Source organism: Micromonospora sp. DH14, assembly GCF_029809455.1.
GTDB classification, from domain to species: domain Bacteria; phylum Actinomycetota; class Actinomycetes; order Mycobacteriales; family Micromonosporaceae; genus Micromonospora; species Micromonospora parva.
The window spans coordinates 101,437-119,304 of record NZ_JARVKT010000009.1 but is presented as its reverse complement, the minus strand read 5'-3'; the positions used below and the strand labels follow the sequence as shown (position 1 = coordinate 119,304).

The 17,868-nt window shown below is 71.3% G+C and carries 15 protein-coding genes; 6 read left to right on the top strand and 9 right to left on the bottom strand.

The window, feature by feature from the left end:
* The first annotated feature begins 2 nt into the window (after positions 1–2).
* From QCZ28_RS14530 to QCZ28_RS14520, 3 genes are read left to right on the top strand one after another with little or no spacing between them, the layout of a single operon-like run.
* Entirely contained in the window at positions 3–1,289 is a 1,287-nt protein-coding gene (locus QCZ28_RS14530; RefSeq protein ID WP_279517157.1) for a nicotinate phosphoribosyltransferase, read from the top strand.
* 36 nt (positions 1,290–1,325) lie between these two features.
* Complete coding sequence (locus QCZ28_RS14525) at positions 1,326–1,907, top strand: isochorismatase family protein (protein ID WP_279517156.1); 582 nt, start codon at positions 1,326–1,328, stop codon at positions 1,905–1,907.
* A gap of 40 nt (positions 1,908–1,947) precedes the next feature.
* Positions 1,948–3,198, top strand: coding sequence for an MFS transporter (locus QCZ28_RS14520; protein WP_279517155.1), 1,251 nt, complete (start codon positions 1,948–1,950; stop codon positions 3,196–3,198).
* Between the two features lie 598 nt (positions 3,199–3,796).
* Here the strand turns inward: QCZ28_RS14520 and ctaD are convergent.
* Positions 3,797–5,554: a cytochrome c oxidase subunit I gene (gene ctaD / locus QCZ28_RS14515; RefSeq protein ID WP_279517154.1), complete on the bottom strand. Its 1,758-nt coding sequence runs from the start codon at positions 5,552–5,554 to the stop codon at positions 3,797–3,799.
* A gap of 130 nt (positions 5,555–5,684) precedes the next feature.
* Positions 5,685–6,791, bottom strand: coding sequence for an FAD-dependent monooxygenase (locus QCZ28_RS14510; RefSeq protein ID WP_279517153.1), 1,107 nt, complete (start codon positions 6,789–6,791; stop codon positions 5,685–5,687).
* A gap of 297 nt (positions 6,792–7,088) precedes the next feature.
* Here QCZ28_RS14510 and QCZ28_RS14505 point away from each other — a divergent pair, with 297 nt between their 5' ends.
* Positions 7,089–8,213 carry a cellulose binding domain-containing protein gene (locus tag QCZ28_RS14505; protein WP_279517152.1) on the top strand — a complete coding sequence of 375 codons (1,125 nt, stop codon included), beginning with the start codon at positions 7,089–7,091 and terminating at the stop codon, positions 8,211–8,213.
* 271 nt (positions 8,214–8,484) lie between these two features.
* Here the strand turns inward: QCZ28_RS14505 and QCZ28_RS14500 are convergent, their stop codons facing one another.
* The 3 genes from QCZ28_RS14500 to QCZ28_RS14490 all read right to left on the bottom strand — a co-directional run bounded on the left by QCZ28_RS14500 (position 8,485) and on the right by QCZ28_RS14490 (position 10,513).
* Positions 8,485–9,447: an N-acetylmuramoyl-L-alanine amidase gene (locus QCZ28_RS14500; RefSeq protein WP_279517151.1), complete on the bottom strand. Its 963-nt coding sequence runs from the start codon at positions 9,445–9,447 to the stop codon at positions 8,485–8,487.
* The gene (locus tag QCZ28_RS14495) at positions 9,447–9,599 is read right to left on the bottom strand and encodes a hypothetical protein (protein WP_167337296.1); all 153 of its coding nucleotides are present in this window, start codon (positions 9,597–9,599) and stop codon (positions 9,447–9,449) included. Before QCZ28_RS14495 ends, QCZ28_RS14500 begins: the two co-directional genes overlap by 1 nt.
* Before the next feature lie 125 nt (positions 9,600–9,724).
* A complete protein-coding gene (locus tag QCZ28_RS14490) occupies positions 9,725–10,513 on the bottom strand; it encodes an aldo/keto reductase (protein WP_279517150.1) in 789 nt (262 codons plus the stop codon).
* A 94-nt stretch (positions 10,514–10,607) separates the two neighbouring features.
* Here QCZ28_RS14490 and QCZ28_RS14485 point away from each other — a divergent pair, with 94 nt between their 5' ends.
* Positions 10,608–11,648 carry a DNA polymerase ligase N-terminal domain-containing protein gene (locus QCZ28_RS14485; protein ID WP_279517149.1) on the top strand — a complete coding sequence of 347 codons (1,041 nt, stop codon included), beginning with the start codon at positions 10,608–10,610 and terminating at the stop codon, positions 11,646–11,648.
* Between the two features lie 13 nt (positions 11,649–11,661).
* A complete protein-coding gene (locus QCZ28_RS14480; RefSeq protein WP_279517148.1) occupies positions 11,662–12,852 on the top strand; it encodes a threonine synthase in 1,191 nt (396 codons plus the stop codon).
* A gap of 42 nt (positions 12,853–12,894) precedes the next feature.
* On the opposite strand, the gene QCZ28_RS14475 is transcribed toward QCZ28_RS14480, so the two are convergent.
* The 4 genes from QCZ28_RS14475 to QCZ28_RS14460 form a co-directional block, all read right to left on the bottom strand.
* Entirely contained in the window at positions 12,895–14,244 is a 1,350-nt protein-coding gene (locus QCZ28_RS14475; RefSeq protein ID WP_279517147.1) for a pectate lyase, read from the bottom strand.
* A 240-nt stretch (positions 14,245–14,484) separates the two neighbouring features.
* The gene (locus tag QCZ28_RS14470) at positions 14,485–16,284 is read right to left on the bottom strand and encodes a glycoside hydrolase family 15 protein (protein WP_279517146.1); all 1,800 of its coding nucleotides are present in this window, start codon (positions 16,282–16,284) and stop codon (positions 14,485–14,487) included.
* 42 nt (positions 16,285–16,326) lie between these two features.
* The gene (locus tag QCZ28_RS14465; RefSeq protein WP_279517145.1) at positions 16,327–16,719 is read right to left on the bottom strand and encodes a cupin domain-containing protein; all 393 of its coding nucleotides are present in this window, start codon (positions 16,717–16,719) and stop codon (positions 16,327–16,329) included.
* A 257-nt stretch (positions 16,720–16,976) separates the two neighbouring features.
* The gene (locus tag QCZ28_RS14460; RefSeq protein ID WP_279517144.1) at positions 16,977–17,864 is read right to left on the bottom strand and encodes a sulfotransferase domain-containing protein; all 888 of its coding nucleotides are present in this window, start codon (positions 17,862–17,864) and stop codon (positions 16,977–16,979) included.
* Positions 17,865–17,868: the final 4 nt, after the last annotated feature.

Genomic DNA, 17,868 nt, shown 5'->3' with positions numbered 1-17,868 from the left:
CGGTGAGCATCCACCGCCCCGCGCTGCTGACCGACCACTACGAGCTGACGATGGTCAGTGCGGCCCTGAAGGACGGCACCGCAGACCGCCGGTGTGTCTTCGAGGTGTTCAGTCGCCGGTTGCCGAGTGGCCGCCGGTACGGCGTGGTCGCCGGGACGGCCCGGCTGATCGAGCTGATCCGCGACTTCCGGTTCGATCCCAGCGAGGTGGAGTTCCTGCTGCGGACCGGGGTGGTCGACGAGATGGCGGCGGCCTGGCTCACCGACTACCGCTTCACCGGGGACGTCGACGGCTACGCCGAGGGCGAGCTGTTCTTCCCCGGTTCACCGATCCTCACCGTCTCCGGCGGTTTCGCCGAGTGTGTGGTGCTGGAGACGCTGGTGCTGTCCGTGCTCAACCACGACAGCGCGGTGGCCGCCGCGGCGGCGCGGATGGTGACCGCGGCGCGCGGCCGGGCGCTCATCGAGATGGGGTCGCGGCGGGCGCACGAGGAGGCGGCGGTGGCCGCGGCGCGGGCCGCGTACCTGGCCGGTTTCCGGTTCACGTCCAACCTCGCCGCCGGTGCGCTCTACGGTATTCCGACGGCGGGCACGGCGGCGCACGCCTTCACCCTGCTGCACGACGACGAGCGGGCGGCGTTCGCCTCGCAGGTCGCCACGCTGGGCAAGGACACCACGCTGCTGGTCGACACGTACGACATCAGCCAGGGCATCCGCAACGCGATAGCGGTGGCCGGACCGGAGCTGCGGGCGGTACGCATCGACTCCGGCGACCTCGCGGTGATCGCTCAGCAGTCCCGGGAGCTGCTCGACTCGTTGGGCGCCACCGAAACCAAGATCATCGTTTCGGGTGACCTGGACGAGTACGCGATCGCCGCGCTGGCCGCCGAGCCGGTCGACATGTACGGCGCCGGCACGGCTGTGGTCACAGGTTCCGGGGCACCGACCGCCGGGTTGGTGTACAAGCTGGTCGAGGTCGAGGGACGACCGGTGGTGAAGCGCTCCGAGCACAAGGCCACGATCGGCGGCCGGAAGGTCGCGGTCCGCCGGCACAAGCCGACCGGTACCGCCACCGAGGAGATCATCGTCCCTCAGGGTGTTCCGGACCGGCAGCCCAACGACCGCCTGCTCCAGCGGTCGTTCGTGGTCGCCGGTGAGGCGGTGCCGCTGCCGACACTCGACGAGTCACGGGAGCACCTGCGGGAGTGCCTGATCTCCATCCCGTGGGAGGGGCTGAAGCTCTCGGCCGGCGACCCGGCCGTGCCGGTCACCGTCGTACCCGCCGGTTGAGCCTTCCGCCGATCCGATCTCGAAGGGGAACCTCTGATGGCCAACGCGCTGATCATCGTGGACGTGCAGAACGACTTCTGCGAGGGCGGCTCGCTGGCCGTCGCCGGTGGGGCCGGGGTGGCCGCCGGGATCTCCCGGCTCCTCGCCGCCGAGCCGGACCGGTGGACGCACGTGGTCGCCACCAAGGACTACCACGTCGACCCGGGGGCCCACTTCGGCGATCCGCCGGACTTCGTGGAGTCCTGGCCCCGGCACTGCGTGGTCGGCACCAGCGGTTCGGAGTTCCACAGCGAGCTGGACACCACCCGGATCGAGGCGATCTTCCACAAGGGCGAACACGCGGCGGCGTACTCCGGTTTCGAGGGGCATGCCGACGACGGCGAGTGCCTGGCCGACTGGCTGCGCCGACACGACGTGGACCGGGTCGACCTGGTCGGCATCGCCACGGACCACTGCGTACGGGCGACCGCGCTGGACGCCGCCCGGGAGGGTTTCGCCACCACCGTGCTGCTCGAGTTGACCGCCGCCGTCGCCCCGGCGACCACCGATGTGGCTCTGCGCGCGATGGACGGCGCCGGAGTGATCATGCACGGGCAGCCTGTGATCAGGGCCGCATGAGCCGCTAATTGGTTGGCCAAGGGGCCGCCGCCGGTCGAGGATGTCGCCGGAGGTACGGACCCACGTGAACATGAAGCCTTACCGGCGGGCACTCGCCCTGCCCGGCCTGCGATCGCTGCTGGTGGTCGCCGTCCTCGCCCGCATCCCGCTCACCGCGACCGGGGTGACGCTGACCTTCCACGTGGTGTTCGACCTTGACCGCGGTTACGGGGCCGCCGGCCTGGTCGGCGCGGCGGTCACCGTGGGCGCGGCGATCGGCGGGCCGATCCTCGGCCGGCTGGTGGACCACCGGGGTCTCCGCCCGGTCCTGGTGCTCACCGGCATCGCGGAGGCGATCTTCTGGTCCACCGCGCCCACGCTGCCGTACCCAGTGCTCCTGCCGGCCGCGTTCGTGGCCGGCTCGCTGGCCCTGCCGATCTTCTCGGTGGTTCGTCAGTCGATCGCCGCGCTGGTCCCGGAGGACCAGCGCCGCCCGGCGTACGCGTTGGACTCGATGTCGGTGGAGCTGTCGTTCATGATCGGCCCGGCGTTGGCCGTCGCGCTGGTCACCGCGATCTCCGCGCAGACCACCATGTACCTGGTCGGCGGCGGCATCGTGGCCGCCGGCATCGCCCTGTGGCTGGTCAACCCGCCGATCCGCGAAGCCACCACCGGGGAGCCCAGCGGGCCGGCCCAGCGGGTGCCTCGCCGGCAGTGGCTGACGCCCCGGCTGCTCGCCGTACTGGCCCTCAGCACCGCGGCGACACTGGTGCTCGGCGGCACCGACGTGGCGGTGGTCGCGGTGCTCCGGGCCAGCGGTGAGGTCGGCTGGACCGGCGCGGTGCTGGCCATCTGGGCGGTCGCCTCGCTGGCCGGCGGGTTCGCCTACGGGGCCGTGCACCGTTCGTTCTCGCCACTGGCGTTGACCGCCGCACTCGCCCTGTGCACCATCCCGGTCGGGTTGGGCGGCGCGCACTGGTGGCTGCTGTGCCTGGCGCTGATCCCGGCCGGTGCGCTCTGCGCGCCGACCATCGCGGCCAGTTCGGACGCGGTCAGCAGCCTGGTCCCGCCCCAGGTACGCGGTGAGGCGATGGGGCTGCACGGCTCGGCGGTCACCGTGGGCATCGCGATCGGAGCGCCGCTCGCCGGAGCGGTGATCGACGCCAGCTCGCCGGCCTGGGGTTTCGTGGTCACCGGGGCACTCGGCGCGCTGGTCACGGTGGTGGTGCTCCCGATCGAGCTGCGCCGCCGCCGCGCCGCCGCGACCACCCCACCGCCCGTCGAGGCGGACCTCACCCCCGCCGCCCGCTGACCCAGTCCCGCCTCGCCGCGCCCCCCGCGCGGAACCGGCCCTGCGGCGCGCGGCCCGCGCCCTGCGGCCCGCGCGCCCTGCGCACCTCGCCGCCCACCCCTCGCCGGCCGCCCCTCGCCCTGCGCGCCTCGCCCCGCACGCCAAGATCCGCGCGCCCCGCCCCGCACGCCCCGCCCCGCACGCCAAGATCCGAGCAACTTCCCTGATGTTGCTGCCTGCGGCGGTCGGGAGGCAGCAACATCAGGGAAGTTGCTCGGATCTCCGGGGCAGGCGCGCTCGCGAGTAGACAGCACGACGTCAGCGGGCGAGCAGCACCGAGTCCAGCCAACGGCAGGACCCACGCGGCACCGTTCCCCACCTCACCCACGACGCGCCCCGTCTCACCCTGCGCCGATCTTGCACTTTCTGTGGCGACAAAAGGTGCCGAAGTCCGCAGATCGGCTACACAAAGTGCAAGATCGGCGGAGCGCGGACGCGTGGGGGCGGGGCAGCGCGGGGCAGCGCGGGGCAGCGCGGGGCAGCGCGGGCCGGGCATGGCGACGGGCGCCGCTCCCGGTGTCCCCGGGGGCGGCGCCCGTCGTACTGCTGCGGTTGAGCGTCAGTTCCTGTCGATGTCGCCGGCGGTGTCCTCGCGGTAGCTCGCGCCACCGTCGGACTCGCTGGTGAGCGGCTTGGCGCCACCCTCCGGCGGGCCGGCCACGCTCTGGCCGGCGGCCAGCTCGGGGAACTTCGCGTCGAACGCCGGCCGCTCGGAGCGGATGCGCGGCATGCGGTCGAAGTTGCGCAGCGGCGGCGGGCTGCTGGTCGCCCACTCCAGCGAGTTGCCGTGACCCCAGGGGTCGTTCACCTCGACCACCGGGCCGGTCTTGTACGACTTCCAGCAGTTGTAGATGAACGGCAGCGTGGAGATACCGGTGATGAACGCGCCGATCGTGGAGATCATGTTCAGCGTGGTGAAGCCGTCGCTGGGCAGGTAGTCGGCGTAGCGGCGGGGCATGCCCTCGTTGCCGAGCCAGTGCTGCACCAGGAACGTGGTGTGGAACCCGATCATGGTGAGCCAGAAGTGCACCTTGCCCAGGCGTTCGTCGAGCATCCGGCCGAACATCTTCGGGAACCAGAAGTAGATGCCGGCGAAGACCGCGAACACGATGGTGCCGAAGAGCACGTAGTGGAAGTGCGCCACCACGAAGTACGAGTCCGACACGTGGAAGTCGATCGGCGGGCTGGCCAGCAGCACACCGGTGAGACCACCGAAGAGGAACGTGACCAGGAAGCCGACCGCCCAGAGCATGGGCGTCTCGAAGCTGATCTGGCCCCGCCACATGGTGCCGATCCAGTTGAAGAACTTCATACCGGTCGGCACGGCGATCAGGTAGCTCAGGAAGCTGAAGAACGGCAGCAGCACCTGGCCGGTGGCGAACATGTGGTGCGCCCAGACGCTCATGGAGAGCGCGGCGATCGCGACGGTCGCGGCGACCAGACCCTTGTAGCCGAAGATCGGCTTGCGGGAGAAGACCGGGATGACCTCGCTGATGATGCCGAAGAACGGCAACGCCACGATGTAGACCTCGGGGTGCCCGAAGAACCAGAACAGGTGCTGCCAGAGCATTGGCCCACCGGTTGCCGGGTCGTACACGTGCGCGCCGAGGATGCGGTCCGCGGCCAGCGCGAAGAGCGCGGCGGCGAGCAGCGGGAAGACCAGGATCACCAGAAGGCTGGTGACCAGGATGTTCCACGTGAAGATCGGCATCCGGAACATGGTCATGCCGGGCGCGCGCAGGGTCAGCACCGTGGTGATCATGTTCACGGCGCCGAGGATGGTGCCCAGACCGGAGATGGCCAGACCCATGATCCACATGTTGGCGCCGACGCCGGGCGAGTGCTCGACGCTGCTCAGCGGCGCGTACGCGAACCAACCGAAGTCGGCGGCGCCACCCGGGGTGATGAACCCGGCCGTCGCCATCGTCCCGCCGAACAGGTACAGCCAGTAGGCGAAGCTGTTCAGCCGGGGGAAGGAGACGTCGGGCGCGCCGATCTGGATCGGCACGATGTAGTTGGCGAAGGCGAACACGATCGGCGTCGCGAAGAACAGCAACATGATCGTGCCGTGCATGGTGAAGAGCTGGTTGTACTGCTCGGGCGACAGGAACTGCAGCCCTGGCCGGGCCAGCTCAGCCCGCATGATCAGCGCCATCAGGCCGCCGATCATGAAGAACACGAACGCGGTGACCATGTACATGATCCCGATTTGCTTCGCGTCCGTGGTTCGCAGCAGCCGCGCGATGGCCGACCCCTTGACCGGCTCCCGGACCGGCCAGGGCCGGGTCACGACCGGCTTGGGTGCGACGGTGGTCACGAGTGGCCTCCGGTTCTCGGTTGTCCCGCTCGGCACACGCTGGTTATCGGCGGGCCGTCATCCGCAAGGAGGATAGTCCCCGGCAGGTCGCAGCGCCGCGTGGGGTGGCGTGACACGATCTACAACGGGCCTACAGCGGGCCGAGCAGGAGCCGGTAGTGCTCCCCGAAGATCCGGTCGCCGCGTCCGCGCAGCAGCGGGTCGCGCAGCGCCGGCGGCACGTCCCTGGTCCGGTTGCGGTCCCGGGTCCGGTCCCGCACCCATCGGGTACGCGGGCGGCGACGGCTCTCGTACGCCACCAGCGCCGCCTCCACACTGTTGGCGGCGCGCAGCGACTCGGCCAGCACCACGGCGTCCTCCAACGCCATGGCCGCGCCCTGCGACAGCGTCGGCGCGGTGGCGTGCGCCGCGTCGCCGACCAGCAGGACGCGCCCCCGGTGCCAACGGCCCAGCTCCACCTCGTCGGTGATCCCGACGTGCACCTCGTCGAGCGCCGCCAGCACCTCGGGCACCGGGCCGCGGTAGTCGGCGAAGAGGTCCCGCAGCCGCGCGAGGGGGTCGGCGGGTTCCTCGGTGCTGGCCTCGTCGGCGTAGAGGTGCAGTCGCCCGGCACCGATCGGGACCATCAGGAACCCGGAGCGCTGGCCGAGCAGTGCGGTCCACTCGGTGACCGGTGGGCCGTCGCGCAGGACGGCCCGGTAGACCACCTGCCCGACCGGGCGCGGCGGCCCACCGAGCGCGGCCAGCGCACGGACCGAGGAGCGTGGCCCGTCGGCGCCAATGACCAGGTCGTACTCACCGGTGGTGCCGTCGGTGAAGGTGACGCCGACGGCACCGGGGAGCAGGTCCAGGGTGCGGACCTCGGCGCCGTGCCGGACGGCGCCGCCGGCACCGCTGAGCAGCACCCGGTGCAGGTCGGCGCGGGGTAGCGCCCGGCACTCGCCGACGCCGGCCCAGAGGGCGTCGAGGTCGACCTCGCAGAGTTGCGCGCCCGCGGCGTCGAAGAACCGCTGCCGGTGGATCACCTGCCCGACCGGCCGGACCGGGTCGTGCAGGTCGAGCCGGTGCAGCGCGCGGGCGGCGTTGCCGGGCAGGTAGAGACCGGTCTCGGTGGACTCCCCCGGTGGCAGCTTGTCGGTGACGTCGGGCCGGAAGCCCGCCAGGCGCAGCGCCCGGGCTACGGACAGGCCGGCGATGCCCGCGCCGACGACGAGGATGCGCAGGGGGGAGCCACCCATGGTGGTGTACGCCTCCGGAGGGGGAGCGGCACGCGTTGGAGGCAACACGCTACTCGGAGCGATCGGCGCACACCAGGCCCAATCGGCCCGCACCCCACCGCTCGTCGGCGACCCGTGCCGCTTGGCCGGCCGTCCGTCGCCGGCCGTAAGGCGGGGATGGCAATCCTCACAATTTGCCAGTTCAATCCCGACGGTTGCGCGTCAGTTTCAGGCATGTAAATGTGTCGTTGAGCGTGGGAGCGCTCCCGCACGACCCACCACATCCGGCGCCCGGCACGCGCCGAGTCAAGGAGCGTCATGAAACGTCAACTTCGGGCCCTGGCCGTCGCCGGGGTGCTGGTCGCCAGTTCCCTGGTGGCCGTGACCTTCGGCGGCAGCGCCTCCGCCGACACCCTGATCTGCGAACAGTACGGCTCGACCACCATCCAGGGCCGCTACGTCGTGCAGAACAACCGCTGGGGCACCACCGCCCAGCAGTGCATCAACGTCACCAGCAGCGGCTTCGAGATCACCACCCTGAACGGCAGCAGCCCCACCAACGGCGCGCCCACCGCGTACCCCTCGGTGTTCTTCGGCTGCCACTACACCAACTGCTCCCCCGGCACGAACCTGCCGATCCAGGTGAGCCAGATCAGCAGCGCCACCAGCAGCATCTCCTACCGCTACGTCAGCGGCGCCACCTACAACGCGTCGTACGACATCTGGCTGGACCCGTCGCCCAAGCGGGACGGGGTGAACCAGATGGAGATCATGATCTGGCTCAACCGGCAGGGCCCGATCCAGCCCATCGGCTCGGTGGTCGGCACGACGAACCTGGCCGGCCGCACCTGGGAGGTCTGGCGGGGCAGCAACGGCTCCAACAACGTCATCTCCTACGTGGCGCAGTCGGCGATCTCCAGCCTGAACTTCAGCGTGCTGGACTTCATCAACGACACCCGCAACCGGGGCGCGATCACCAACTCCTGGTACCTGACCAGCATCCAGGCCGGCTTCGAGCCGTGGCAGGGCGGCGTCGGCCTGGCCGTGACGTCGTTCTCGGCCAACGTCAACGGCGGCGGCAACCCCACCAACCCGCCGCCGACCAACCCGCCGCCGGGTGGTGGCGCGAGCTGCGCGGTGAAGTACACGGCGAACTCGTGGAACAACGGCTTCACCGCCGACGTGCAGATCACCAACACCGGGTCCAGCGCGATCAACGGCTGGACGATGAACTACAACCTGCCCAGCGGGCAGAGCGTCACCAACGCCTGGAACGCCACGGTGAGCCAGAGCGGGTCCGCGGTGACGGCCCGGAACGTGAGCCACAACGGGTCCATCGCACCCGGGGGCACTGCCAGCTTCGGCTACCAGGGGACGTTGAACGGGTCGTACTCGTCGCCGAGCAGCTTCTCGCTCAACGGGGCGACCTGCTCCCGCAACTGACCTGTCGGTGGGGGCGTGACGATCCGGTCGCGCCCCCACCGCAAAACGGAAGCGGTGCACCGGGAGGAGTCAGGGCGTGCGCGCAGGCTTGACCTTTTCGAGGTCGCTGGCGTCCAGTACGCCTTCGGCGCATGCCTCGTCGGTGCCCAGAGCTCAGCTCCCACCCTGCGGAGATCCACTCGGCTTCCGTGAAGTCGGGGCATCCTCGCACGTGGGATGCCCCGACTTCTGAAAGACGAGTGGATCAAGCCCGGCGGGGCCGCGTCGGAGGTCAGACGCGGGTGAGGCGTACGGCGTCGGCGATGACCAGGCCGCTGGAGCTGCTCCACCGGCTCACACCGACCCGGTTGGCGTCGCCCGCCGGCAGGGCGAACGTGCCGAGGACGCGCCACTGCCCGCCGGTGGCCCGTTGGTCGACCCGGACGGTCTGGTTGCCGCTGCTGGTGGCGACGATGTACGGGGCGGCGCTGTTGTAGCCCGAGTTCGCCGGCCACCAGGCCTCGATCCGGTAGTTGGCGGCCGCCGGGACGTTGAACCGGTACCAGGCGACATCGCTGGCGGCGACCGGTTCGGCGTAGCGGTAGTCGGCCCCGTAGCGCTGACTGGAGTACGACGACACGCCCCAGTTGGCACTGGCGGTGAACCGACCGCTGGTGGTGTTGTCCACCGTGGAGGACCACGCGGCGCCGCCGGCCATCTTCGCCGCCACGTCGGCGCGCATGACGTTCAGGTCGATGAAGGACGGGTCGATCTTGCCGGTGGTGCTGGTCTCCCGGTGGCCCCGGGCGTAGCTACTGTCCCGGCCGAGGCGGGTGAGCACGGCGGCGGTGGCGGCGACCGACGCGTTGTACTGCGCGGCCGTCATCTCCTGGTTGACGCCGTTGTAGTCGATCTCCCACCCGATCATCAGGGTGTTGCCGTCCCCGGACGGGATCGGTCCGCTGCCGCCGCTGACCCCGGCGTGGTTGCAGCGGCCGGCGGAGATGACGTGGAAGACGCCGTTGTAGTCGACGAGCGCCTGGCACAGCGGCCCCGGCAGGTCGGACCGGCCGTTGATGCAGATGCCGAGGGCCGGGTGCGGGTTGCTGGCGCTCGAGGTCGAGGCGGTGTGGTGCCAGAGCACCCCGATCGGGTCGAAGGAGCCGGGGCGCATCCGGTTGAGCCAGTCACCCTCGACGACGACCTGGACCCCGGCGCCGCGCAGCACGTCCACCAGCCAGGGGATCGTCGCCATCAGGCGTCCGCGAGCAGGTCGGCGAGGCACTCGGCCTTCGGCGCGGCGCTGGCCGGGGCGGGCCGGGCGACGACGGTCAGCGCGGCGACCAGCAGGGCGGGGATGCCCAGCACCCCACGGCGGCGCAGACGGACGGATGGTGATCGGGTCATGGCGATCCTCCAGCGACGGCGGGCACGAACGGATCGACGATCGTGATGACGGGCACGCTATACCGTCATGTACGTCGATGTCGATACCCTTCATCGGCGGGTCATCCGCTGAAGGAATCCGCCGATCAGGCCTCGCCGAGCGCGTCGATGTCGCGCATCTCCTCCGCCGTCAGCGAGAAGTGGAAGACGTCGAAGTTGGCGGTGATCCGCTCCGGGGTCACCGACTTCGGAATCGCCACGATCTCGTGGTCGATGTGCCACCGCAGCACCACCTGCGCGGGCGAGACGCCGTGCGCGGCGGCGATCCTGACCAGCACCGGGTCACTGAGGTCACTGGTTTTGAACGGGCTGTACCCCTCCAGCACCACACCCCGGTCCCGGTGCTCGGCGTGCCGCTGCCGGTCGTACAGCGCGGGGCTCCACTCGATCTGGTTGACCGCCGGGTTCTCCTCGGTGGACTGGATCAGCTCGTCGATCTGCGCGGTGCTGTAGTTGCTGACGCCGATGGCCCGGGTGAGATTCTCGTCCCGGGCGGCGATCAGCTCCCGCCAGAGCGGGATGCTGTCGGCCGGCGACCTCGGCGGCCAGTGGATCAGCCAGAGGTCCAGGTGGTCGACGCCGAGCGCCTCCAGGCTGGCCTCCAGCGTCTGCCGCTCCCGGCCCACCTGGTTGGGCGGCAGCTTGGTGGTGATGAAGACGTCCTCCCGGCGCAGCCCGCTCTCGCGCACCGCACGGCCGACCTCCCGCTCGTTGCCGTAGACGGTGGCGGTGTCGAGGTGCCGGTAGCCGGTGTCGAGCGCCGCCAGCACGGCGTCGTACCCGGCCTGGCCGGTGGCCTGCCAGGTGCCGAAGCCGAGCAGGGGCATCCGCACGTCACCGGGGAGCAGGGCGGTGGGCTGGTCGGTGAGGTCCATGAGGTCCGTTCTACCCCGCCGCGCCCCCGACCGCCGAGTGAACCGGACACTGGGGCGTCCAGCGCACCGGTCGGTTTTGTCGGAGAATGCGGGTGTGACCGACCGGCTGCGGGAGTACCGGCGACGGCGGGACGCGGCCCGCACACCCGAGCCGGTGCCGCCGGGCCCGCCGTCGGCCGGCCCCGACGCCGCCCGCTTCGTCATCCAGCAGCACCACGCCCGCAGCCTGCACTGGGACCTGCGCCTGGAGCACGAAGGGGTGCTCGCGTCCTGGGCGGTGCCCCGCGGGCTGCCGCGCGATCCGGGTCGCAACCACCTCGCCGTACACACCGAGGACCACCCGATGGAGTACCTCGACTTCGCCGGCGAGATTCCCGCCGGTGAGTACGGCGGGGGCCGGATGTTGATCCACGACCGGGGCACCTACCACTGCGAGAAGTGGCGCGACGACGAGGTGATCGTGACCCTCGCCGGTGACCGGACCGCCGGGCGCTACGTGCTGTTCGCCACCGGCGGGCGGGACTGGATGGTCCGTCGCACCGACCCCGCGCCACCGGGCTGGACGGCGATGCCGGACCTGGTCCGGCCGATGCACGCCACGCCCGCCGCCGGGCTCCCCCGCGACAGCGCCGCCTGGGGGTACGAGCTGCGCTGGGACGGCGTCCGGGCGATGGCGTACGTCTCCGGCGGCCGGCTGCGGCTGCTCTCCGAGACCGACGAGGACATCACCGGCGGATATCCGTGGTTGCGCGCGATGGCCGAGGCGCTCGCCCCCACCGAGGCGGTGCTCGACGGTGTGCTGGTGCGCATCGACGGTGCCGGCCGGGTGCGTCCGATCCGCCCGAGCACCGGCGGCCGGGTGCCCGCCGACGCCCAGTACCTGCTCGTCGACCTGCTCTGGCTGGAGGGCGTGAGCAGCGTCGACGTGCCGTACGCGCAACGCCGGGAGCTGCTCGATGGGCTGGCCTTGGCCGGTGCGCACTGGCAGACTCCGCCGTGGTTCCCGGGCGCGGGCGACGAGGCCCTGCGCGCCGGGCAGGAACAGGGCCTGCCGGGCGTGGTCGCCAAACGGCTGGACTCGGTCTACGAGCCGGGGCGGCGCAGCCGACGCTGGCTGGGCATCGACACGGTCTGACGCGAGGAGCGACGTGTACCTGACCCACCTGGACTGCCCGCGGTGCGGCAAGGAGCACGCCGCCGACCGGCTACAGAACCTCTGCGACTGCGGATCGCCGCTGCTCGCCCGCTACGACCTGCCGGCCGTGGCGAAGGCGGTCACCCCGGAACGCTTTCCGCTGCGCCCGGCCGATCTGTGGCGCTACCGGGAGCTGCTGCCGGTCGCCGACCCCCGGCACGTCACCACGCTGGGCGAGGGCTGGACGCCCCTGCTGCGCACCCCGGCGTACGGCACCGAGATCGGCATCGCGGACCTGATGGTCAAGGACGAAGGGCTGATCCCGACCGGCTCGTTCAAGGCCCGGGGCGCCGCGGTCGGCGTGAGCCGGGCCCGTGAGCTGGGCGTCGAGCGGGTCGCGATGCCCACCAACGGCAACGCCGGGTCGGCCTGGGCCACCTACGCCGCGCGGGCCGGGATGGGCGCGACGATCGTCATGCCGTTGAGCGCGCCGAGCATCTGCCGGCGCGAGTGCGTCGCCGCCGGGGCCGACCTGCGCCTGATCGACGGGCTGATCGGCGACGCCGGCAGGCGGGTGGCCGAGCTGATCGCGGAGTCGAACGGGGCGATCTTCGACGCCGGCACGCTGCGCGAGCCCTACCGGCTGGAGGGCAAGAAGACGATGGGGTACGAGATCGTCGAGCAGCTCGGCTGGCAGGTGCCGGACGTGATCATCTATCCGACGGGTGGGGGTGTCGGCCTGATCGGCATCCACAAGGCGCTGCACGAGCTGCGCGAGCTGGGCTGGATCGGTGACAAGCTGCCCCGGCTGGTGGCCGTGCAGTCCGCCGGCTGCGCGCCGATCGTGCGGGCGTTCGCGGCTGGCGAGGATCGGGCGCAGCCGTGGGCGGACGCGCACACCGTGGCGTTCGGCATCACGGTGCCGGCCCCGCTGGGCGACGAGCTGATCCTGGCGGCGCTGCGGGAGTCGTCCGGCACTGCCGTCGCCGTCGACGACGCGGACATCCTGGCCGACCTGCGGGAGTTCGCCGGTCGGGAGGGGCTGCTGCTCTGCCCGGAGGGTGCGGCCTGCCTGACGGCGGCGCGGCAGCTGCGCGCCGGCGGGTGGATCCGGGCCGGCGAACGGGTGGTGGTGCTCAACACCGGCGCCGGGCTGAAGTATCCGGACACCGTCGACGTGTCCGGCGTACCCGTGCTGGCCTGAGAGCCGGCACCCCGCGGACCGCGGGGTGCCGACGCACGGTGCCTACTGGTAGGTGATGTCCGATGGTGAGTAGAGGCAGTTGACCCCGTCAGCGCCCTCGCCGATCTCGGTCGGCTCGCTGCCCTTCGGCACGCCCTTGTACTTCACGCAGATCGAGGTTTCCCGGTCCGGGTCACCGACGATGGTGATCCGGGTGAACCGGGCGGTGTCGCCCCAGTTGGTGTTGATGCCGGCGATCGCGTCGGTGTTCCGGACGATCACGTTGTCGATCACCACGTGCCGCTGGTACGACGTGGAGCAGTTGCCGCAGGCCCGGTAGAGCTTCCCGGCGTTCTCCACCCGGAAGTTCTTGATGTAGACGGTGCCCGACCCGTTGTGCTGGAAGACCTTGTCGCTGGCGGAGCGGGCCCCACCGCCGTCGACGGTGTACGTGGTGCCGCCGCGGAAGGTCGCCGCGTCCTCGCCGACGTCCTCCCACCAGACGTTGATCAGGGTGCAGTTGCCCTCGCAGTGCACACCGTCACCGGCCGGCGCGCCGATGATCACGTTGCGCAGGGTGGCCCCGGCGGCCAACTCGAACATCGGGTCCTGGCTCTCGCTCTGCCCGCCGTCACCGATGCCGTAGTAACGCTTGAGGCCGCCGTCGAAGGTGCCGGACACCGGGATGGTCGCGTCCACCTTCTGGCTGGCGGTGGGCGTCGGCCAGCCAGCCGGCGGCGGGGTGGTGGGGGGCGGGGTGGTGGTCGGCGGTGGCGTGGTCGGGGTGCCACCGCCGGACGAGTCGACCAGCACGTCGTCGAAGCCACCGCTGGCGTACGCGGTGACCAGGCCGATCCGGCCCGCGCCGACCAGGCTGTTGCTGCCGGAGGCGATCTGGGTGCCGTTGACGAAGCCGCGGATGGTGCTGCCGCTGGTCTCGATGCGCAGGGTGTACCAGGTGCCGGTGCCGACGCCGAGCGAGGCGGAGCCGATCGCCGTGACGGAGCTGCCGTTGACCGCCTGGAGTTCGGCGCGGCCGGAGCCGAGCAGGGCCAGCCGGTACATCTTGGTGCTGCTGGAGGAGCGGGCGGCGAGCCCGACCAGGGCGCTGGACGAGCCGAAGCTCGTCGGCCTGACCCGGGCCTGCACGGAGTAGTTGGTCCAGCTGGTCTGGCCGGCGAACTGGCGCGCCAGCTCGCTGCCGGCGTTGGACTGGTTGAGCACCCCCGAGCCGTCCACCGTCCAGGTGCCACCGGACTTGGACCAGCCGGAGGTGTCGCCGTCGGTGAAGTCGTCGCTGAAGATGGTGGCGGCGAAGGCCGAGGTCATGCCGGCGGCGAGGGCCGCCACGGTCACCCCGGCACCCACCGCCAGCAGTAGTGGTCGGCGGCCGGAGAGTCGTCTTTGCTGCACAGGTGTCCTCCTTGACGCATGTGGTGGTGATCCCTGTGCTCCCGCCGCGCCCGAGACGCGTCGGCGCGGCGTGCGGCACTGAACGGGATCGGTGTGGCCCCGTCGGACGCCCGGATCCGAAGCGGGGTGAAGCGGGATCAAAGCCGTGGGAAAGGGCTTTCCCGCACCTTCGAGGCTAGGACTGTCCAACCATCAGCGTCAATGCCTGGCGCTTGCAGGTCTGTTGCAGGATTCGACGGATCAGTAGCTCTCCGGCTGGGTGATCCGCCAGGCCGCGTTGATCAGCCCGATGTGCGAGAGCGCCTGCGGCATGTTGCCCAGCTGCATCCCGGTGGCCAGGTCGATCTGCTCGCTGAACAGCCCCACGTCGTTGGCGTACCCGCAGACCCGCTCGAAGAGCGCCTCGGCGCGCTGCTGCTCACCCGTCATCACCAGGCACTCCACCAGCCAGAACGAACACAGCAGGAAGCCGGCCGGGTCGGCCGTCCAGCGTCGCAGCAGACCGTCCTCGGTGCCCAGCTCGCGCTCGACCATCGCGATCGTCGAGCGCATCCGGGGGTCGGTGGCCGGCAGGAAGTGCGTGACCGGCAGGGCGAGCACCGAGGCGTCCAGCTCCGCCGACCCGAACGCGCCGGTGAACGCCCCGATCCGGTCGTTCCACCCCTCGCGCAGCACGGTCTCGCGGATCTCGTCACGCACCGTGGCCCAGCGACGGGGGTCGGCCTGATCACCAAGCCGGTCGGCGAGCCCCACCGCCCGGTCCATGGTCAGCCAGCAGGACACCTTGGACGAGAGGTAGTGGCGCTCGTCGTCGCGGGTCTCCCAGATGCCCCGGTCCGGCAGCTGCCACGTCGCGGCCACCTGCTCGGTCAACCCGAGCACCATCTCCCGCAACTCGACCTCGAAGTTCGCACCGAGATAGTCGCGCAGCCGCCACACCGCCGACATCACCTCACCCGGCACGTCGAGCTGGCGCTGCCGCCAGGCGTCGTTGCCGATCCGCACCGGCCGGCTTCCCCGGTAACCGCGCAGGTGGTCGCAGTGGTGCTCGGAAAGGTCCCGCTCGCCCTCCAGCCCGAAGAGCACCGGCACGGGCTCATCGCCGAACCGGCCGATCGAGCGGGTCGCCCAGGCGAACAGCCGGGACGTCTCCTCGGGGCAGGCCGCCACCCAGAGCGCCCGCATCGTCAACGAGAAGTCCCGCAACCACGAGTAGCGGTAGTCGTAGTTCCGATCGCCACCGATCTGCTCCGGCAGCGAGGAGGTCAGCGCGGCGGCGACCGCGCCACTGCGGGCGTACGTGAGGCCGGTCAGCACCGTCGCGCTGTGTTTGACGAGTTCGGGGTAGCGGCCGGAGTACCCGTGCGTCTCCCGGAACGCCTGCCACGCCTGCGTCGTCTCCGCGAGGGCGGCCAGCGGGTCCAGTCGGGCCGGCGGTTCGCCGTACGCCTCACCGAACGCGAGGTCCATCCCGATCACCTGACCGGCGGAGACCTCGAACTCGTGGGTCACCCGGTCGGTGCCCGCCCGCAGGTGCAGACCCTCGGCGCGCAACACCAGCACCACCGGGCCGGCGCTGGCCAGCACGCCGCCGTCCGGCTGGTCGTGCAGGTACGGCGTGAGCAGGCCGTTCTCCGGGCGGGGTGCGAAGTCGAGCCCCATCCGCACCCGCCCGGACAGCCCCTTGACGACCCGGATCAACACGGCTGGTGAGTTCTTGCCCAACTCGTGGGCGCGGGCGCCCATGTCGGCGGCGAGGGCGTCGACGACCGCCACGCTGCCGTGCGGCGTGTGGTGCACCGTCCGCAGCACCAGCGAGTCCGGCAGGTACGCGCGCTCCACCCGGTGGCCCGGTCCGCCGACGCCTACCGGCGCCAGCCGGAAGTGGCCGGCGTCCGGGTCGAGCAGCCGCGCGAACACGGCCGACCCGTCGAACCGGTGCGGGCACCACCAGTCGATCGAGCCGTCCTTGCCGACCAGGGCACCCGAACGGGAGTCCGAGAGGAACCCGTAGTCGGAGATCGGCGGCTGCTGCTCCACCCGCCGGGGGTACCCGCATCAGGCCGGATCAGACCGGGCGCCTCACTCGGTCGGCGGCTCGTCCTTGCCCGCCGCCTCGGCCGCGTCGGCCTCCTCCTTGGTCTTGTGCACCGCCTGGTCGGCGTGCTCCGGCGGCCCGTAGACCGTGTACAGCACCAGCGGGTTGGGGCCGGTGTTGACGAAGTTGTGCTTGGTGCCCGCCGGAACCACGACCAGGTCACCCGCGGCGACCTTCCGCTTCGCCCCGGCGACCCGGGCCTCGCCGACGCCGCTGACGAAGGTCAGGATCTGGTCGATGCCCTCGTGCACCTCCTCGCCGATCTCCCCGTCCGGCGGAATGGTCATGATGACCAGCTGGGTGTGCTCACCGGTCCACAGCACCCGCCGGAAATCCGGGCTCTTCTCGGCGACGGTCGCGATAGTGAAATGCTCCATGCCCACGCCCATACCCCGTCCGGCGGCCCGCCACGCCGGGAGTCGCAGATGGTGGAATTCCCCACGGTCAGAGGGTTTGGATGCGCGCGGACCGGGGATCGACAGCGCGGACCGGCACGAAGGGCCGGTCGAGCCAGGTCCCCGCCGGCGTACCGCCGAACGGCTGCGGTGGTGGGAGACGGCCAGAGCGCGGCGACGTTCCGACCACGGTCGAGCGGCGCCGTGCGCTCTTTCGCGCACCGGTGCGCTCAGACGACTCAGCGGTGCAGCCAGGTGAGCAGATCGGGCGGGGCCAGCGCGGCGACCCGTTGCTGATAGCGGGATCGCGCGGGCTCGTCCAGCAGGTCGCGTCCCTGACCGGAGCCTCCTCGGCGAAAGAAAGCCAGGCGGTCGCGCAGCACGCCGAGGGTGTCCGGTGCCAGTTGGTCGGCGCGCTCGCGCATGCGACCGAAGGTGGCCGCCTCGATGAGCGCGGGCCAGCGCGCGTCGGGGACCGTGATGCCCCACCGGTCGGCGAGCCGGCGCATCTCACCGCCCAGGTCGGCCAGCAGGTCGTCGTAGTGCACCAATTCGATGTTCGGCTCGTGCCGGCGGGACCACCCGTCAGTCAGGTGCATCAGCACCCCGGGGAGCGAATCCAGCTCGGAGTGGGGTTCCACCTCCCGGTCGACCCAGCTCGTCAACCACTCCCGCACCGGGGGCCGCTCACCCGGTGGCCCGGCCGGGGCGGGTTGGCCGGTCAGCTCGGCCAGCCGCGCCCGGTCCAGGTTGGCGGCCTGGTGATAGAGGGAGACCGCCATGTCCAGTGGGTGCCGGGCCACCACCACGTAGTGCACCCGGGGGTCGAGCGGCACCCCGTCCAGCGGGGTGTGCGTCTTGATGAACCGCCGGTGCTGCTGGGCGGCCAGCCGGTCGTACACCGTGGCGCGCGGCTCGCCCAACCAGTCCAGCCACGGCGACAACTCGGGCAGCGGCGCCGGCAGATCCGGGGTGCCCAGCACCAGGAGCGCACAGATCATCTGCATCCAGGTGGTGCCGCTCTTGGACCGGGTGCTGATCACGATGTCGCCGTCGCGGAACGGGAAACCGGTCCACCGCGCGCTGTCCTCGTCGTCGGATCGGTACCGGTGAATTGGCGTGAGCACCGGT

Bases quoted from the DNA above. Each gene is read 5' to 3' on its own strand.
- QCZ28_RS14525 (WP_279517156.1), top strand. From the start codon at position 1,326: ATGGCCAACGCGCTGATCATCGTGGACGTGCAGAACGACTTCTGCGAG.
- QCZ28_RS14520 (WP_279517155.1), top strand. From the start codon at position 1,948: ATGTCGCCGGAGGTACGGACCCACGTGAACATGAAGCCTTACCGGCGG.
- QCZ28_RS14510 (WP_279517153.1), bottom strand. From the start codon at position 6,791: ATGGGTGGCTCCCCCCTGCGCATCCTCGTCGTCGGCGCGGGCATCGCC.
- QCZ28_RS14505 (WP_279517152.1), top strand. From the start codon at position 7,089: ATGAAACGTCAACTTCGGGCCCTGGCCGTCGCCGGGGTGCTGGTCGCC.
- QCZ28_RS14500 (WP_279517151.1), bottom strand. From the start codon at position 9,447: ATGGCGACGATCCCCTGGCTGGTGGACGTGCTGCGCGGCGCCGGGGTC.
- QCZ28_RS14495 (WP_167337296.1), bottom strand. From the start codon at position 9,599: ATGACCCGATCACCATCCGTCCGTCTGCGCCGCCGTGGGGTGCTGGGC.
- QCZ28_RS14490 (WP_279517150.1), bottom strand. From the start codon at position 10,513: ATGGACCTCACCGACCAGCCCACCGCCCTGCTCCCCGGTGACGTGCGG.
- QCZ28_RS14465 (WP_279517145.1), bottom strand. From the start codon at position 16,719: ATGGAGCATTTCACTATCGCGACCGTCGCCGAGAAGAGCCCGGATTTC.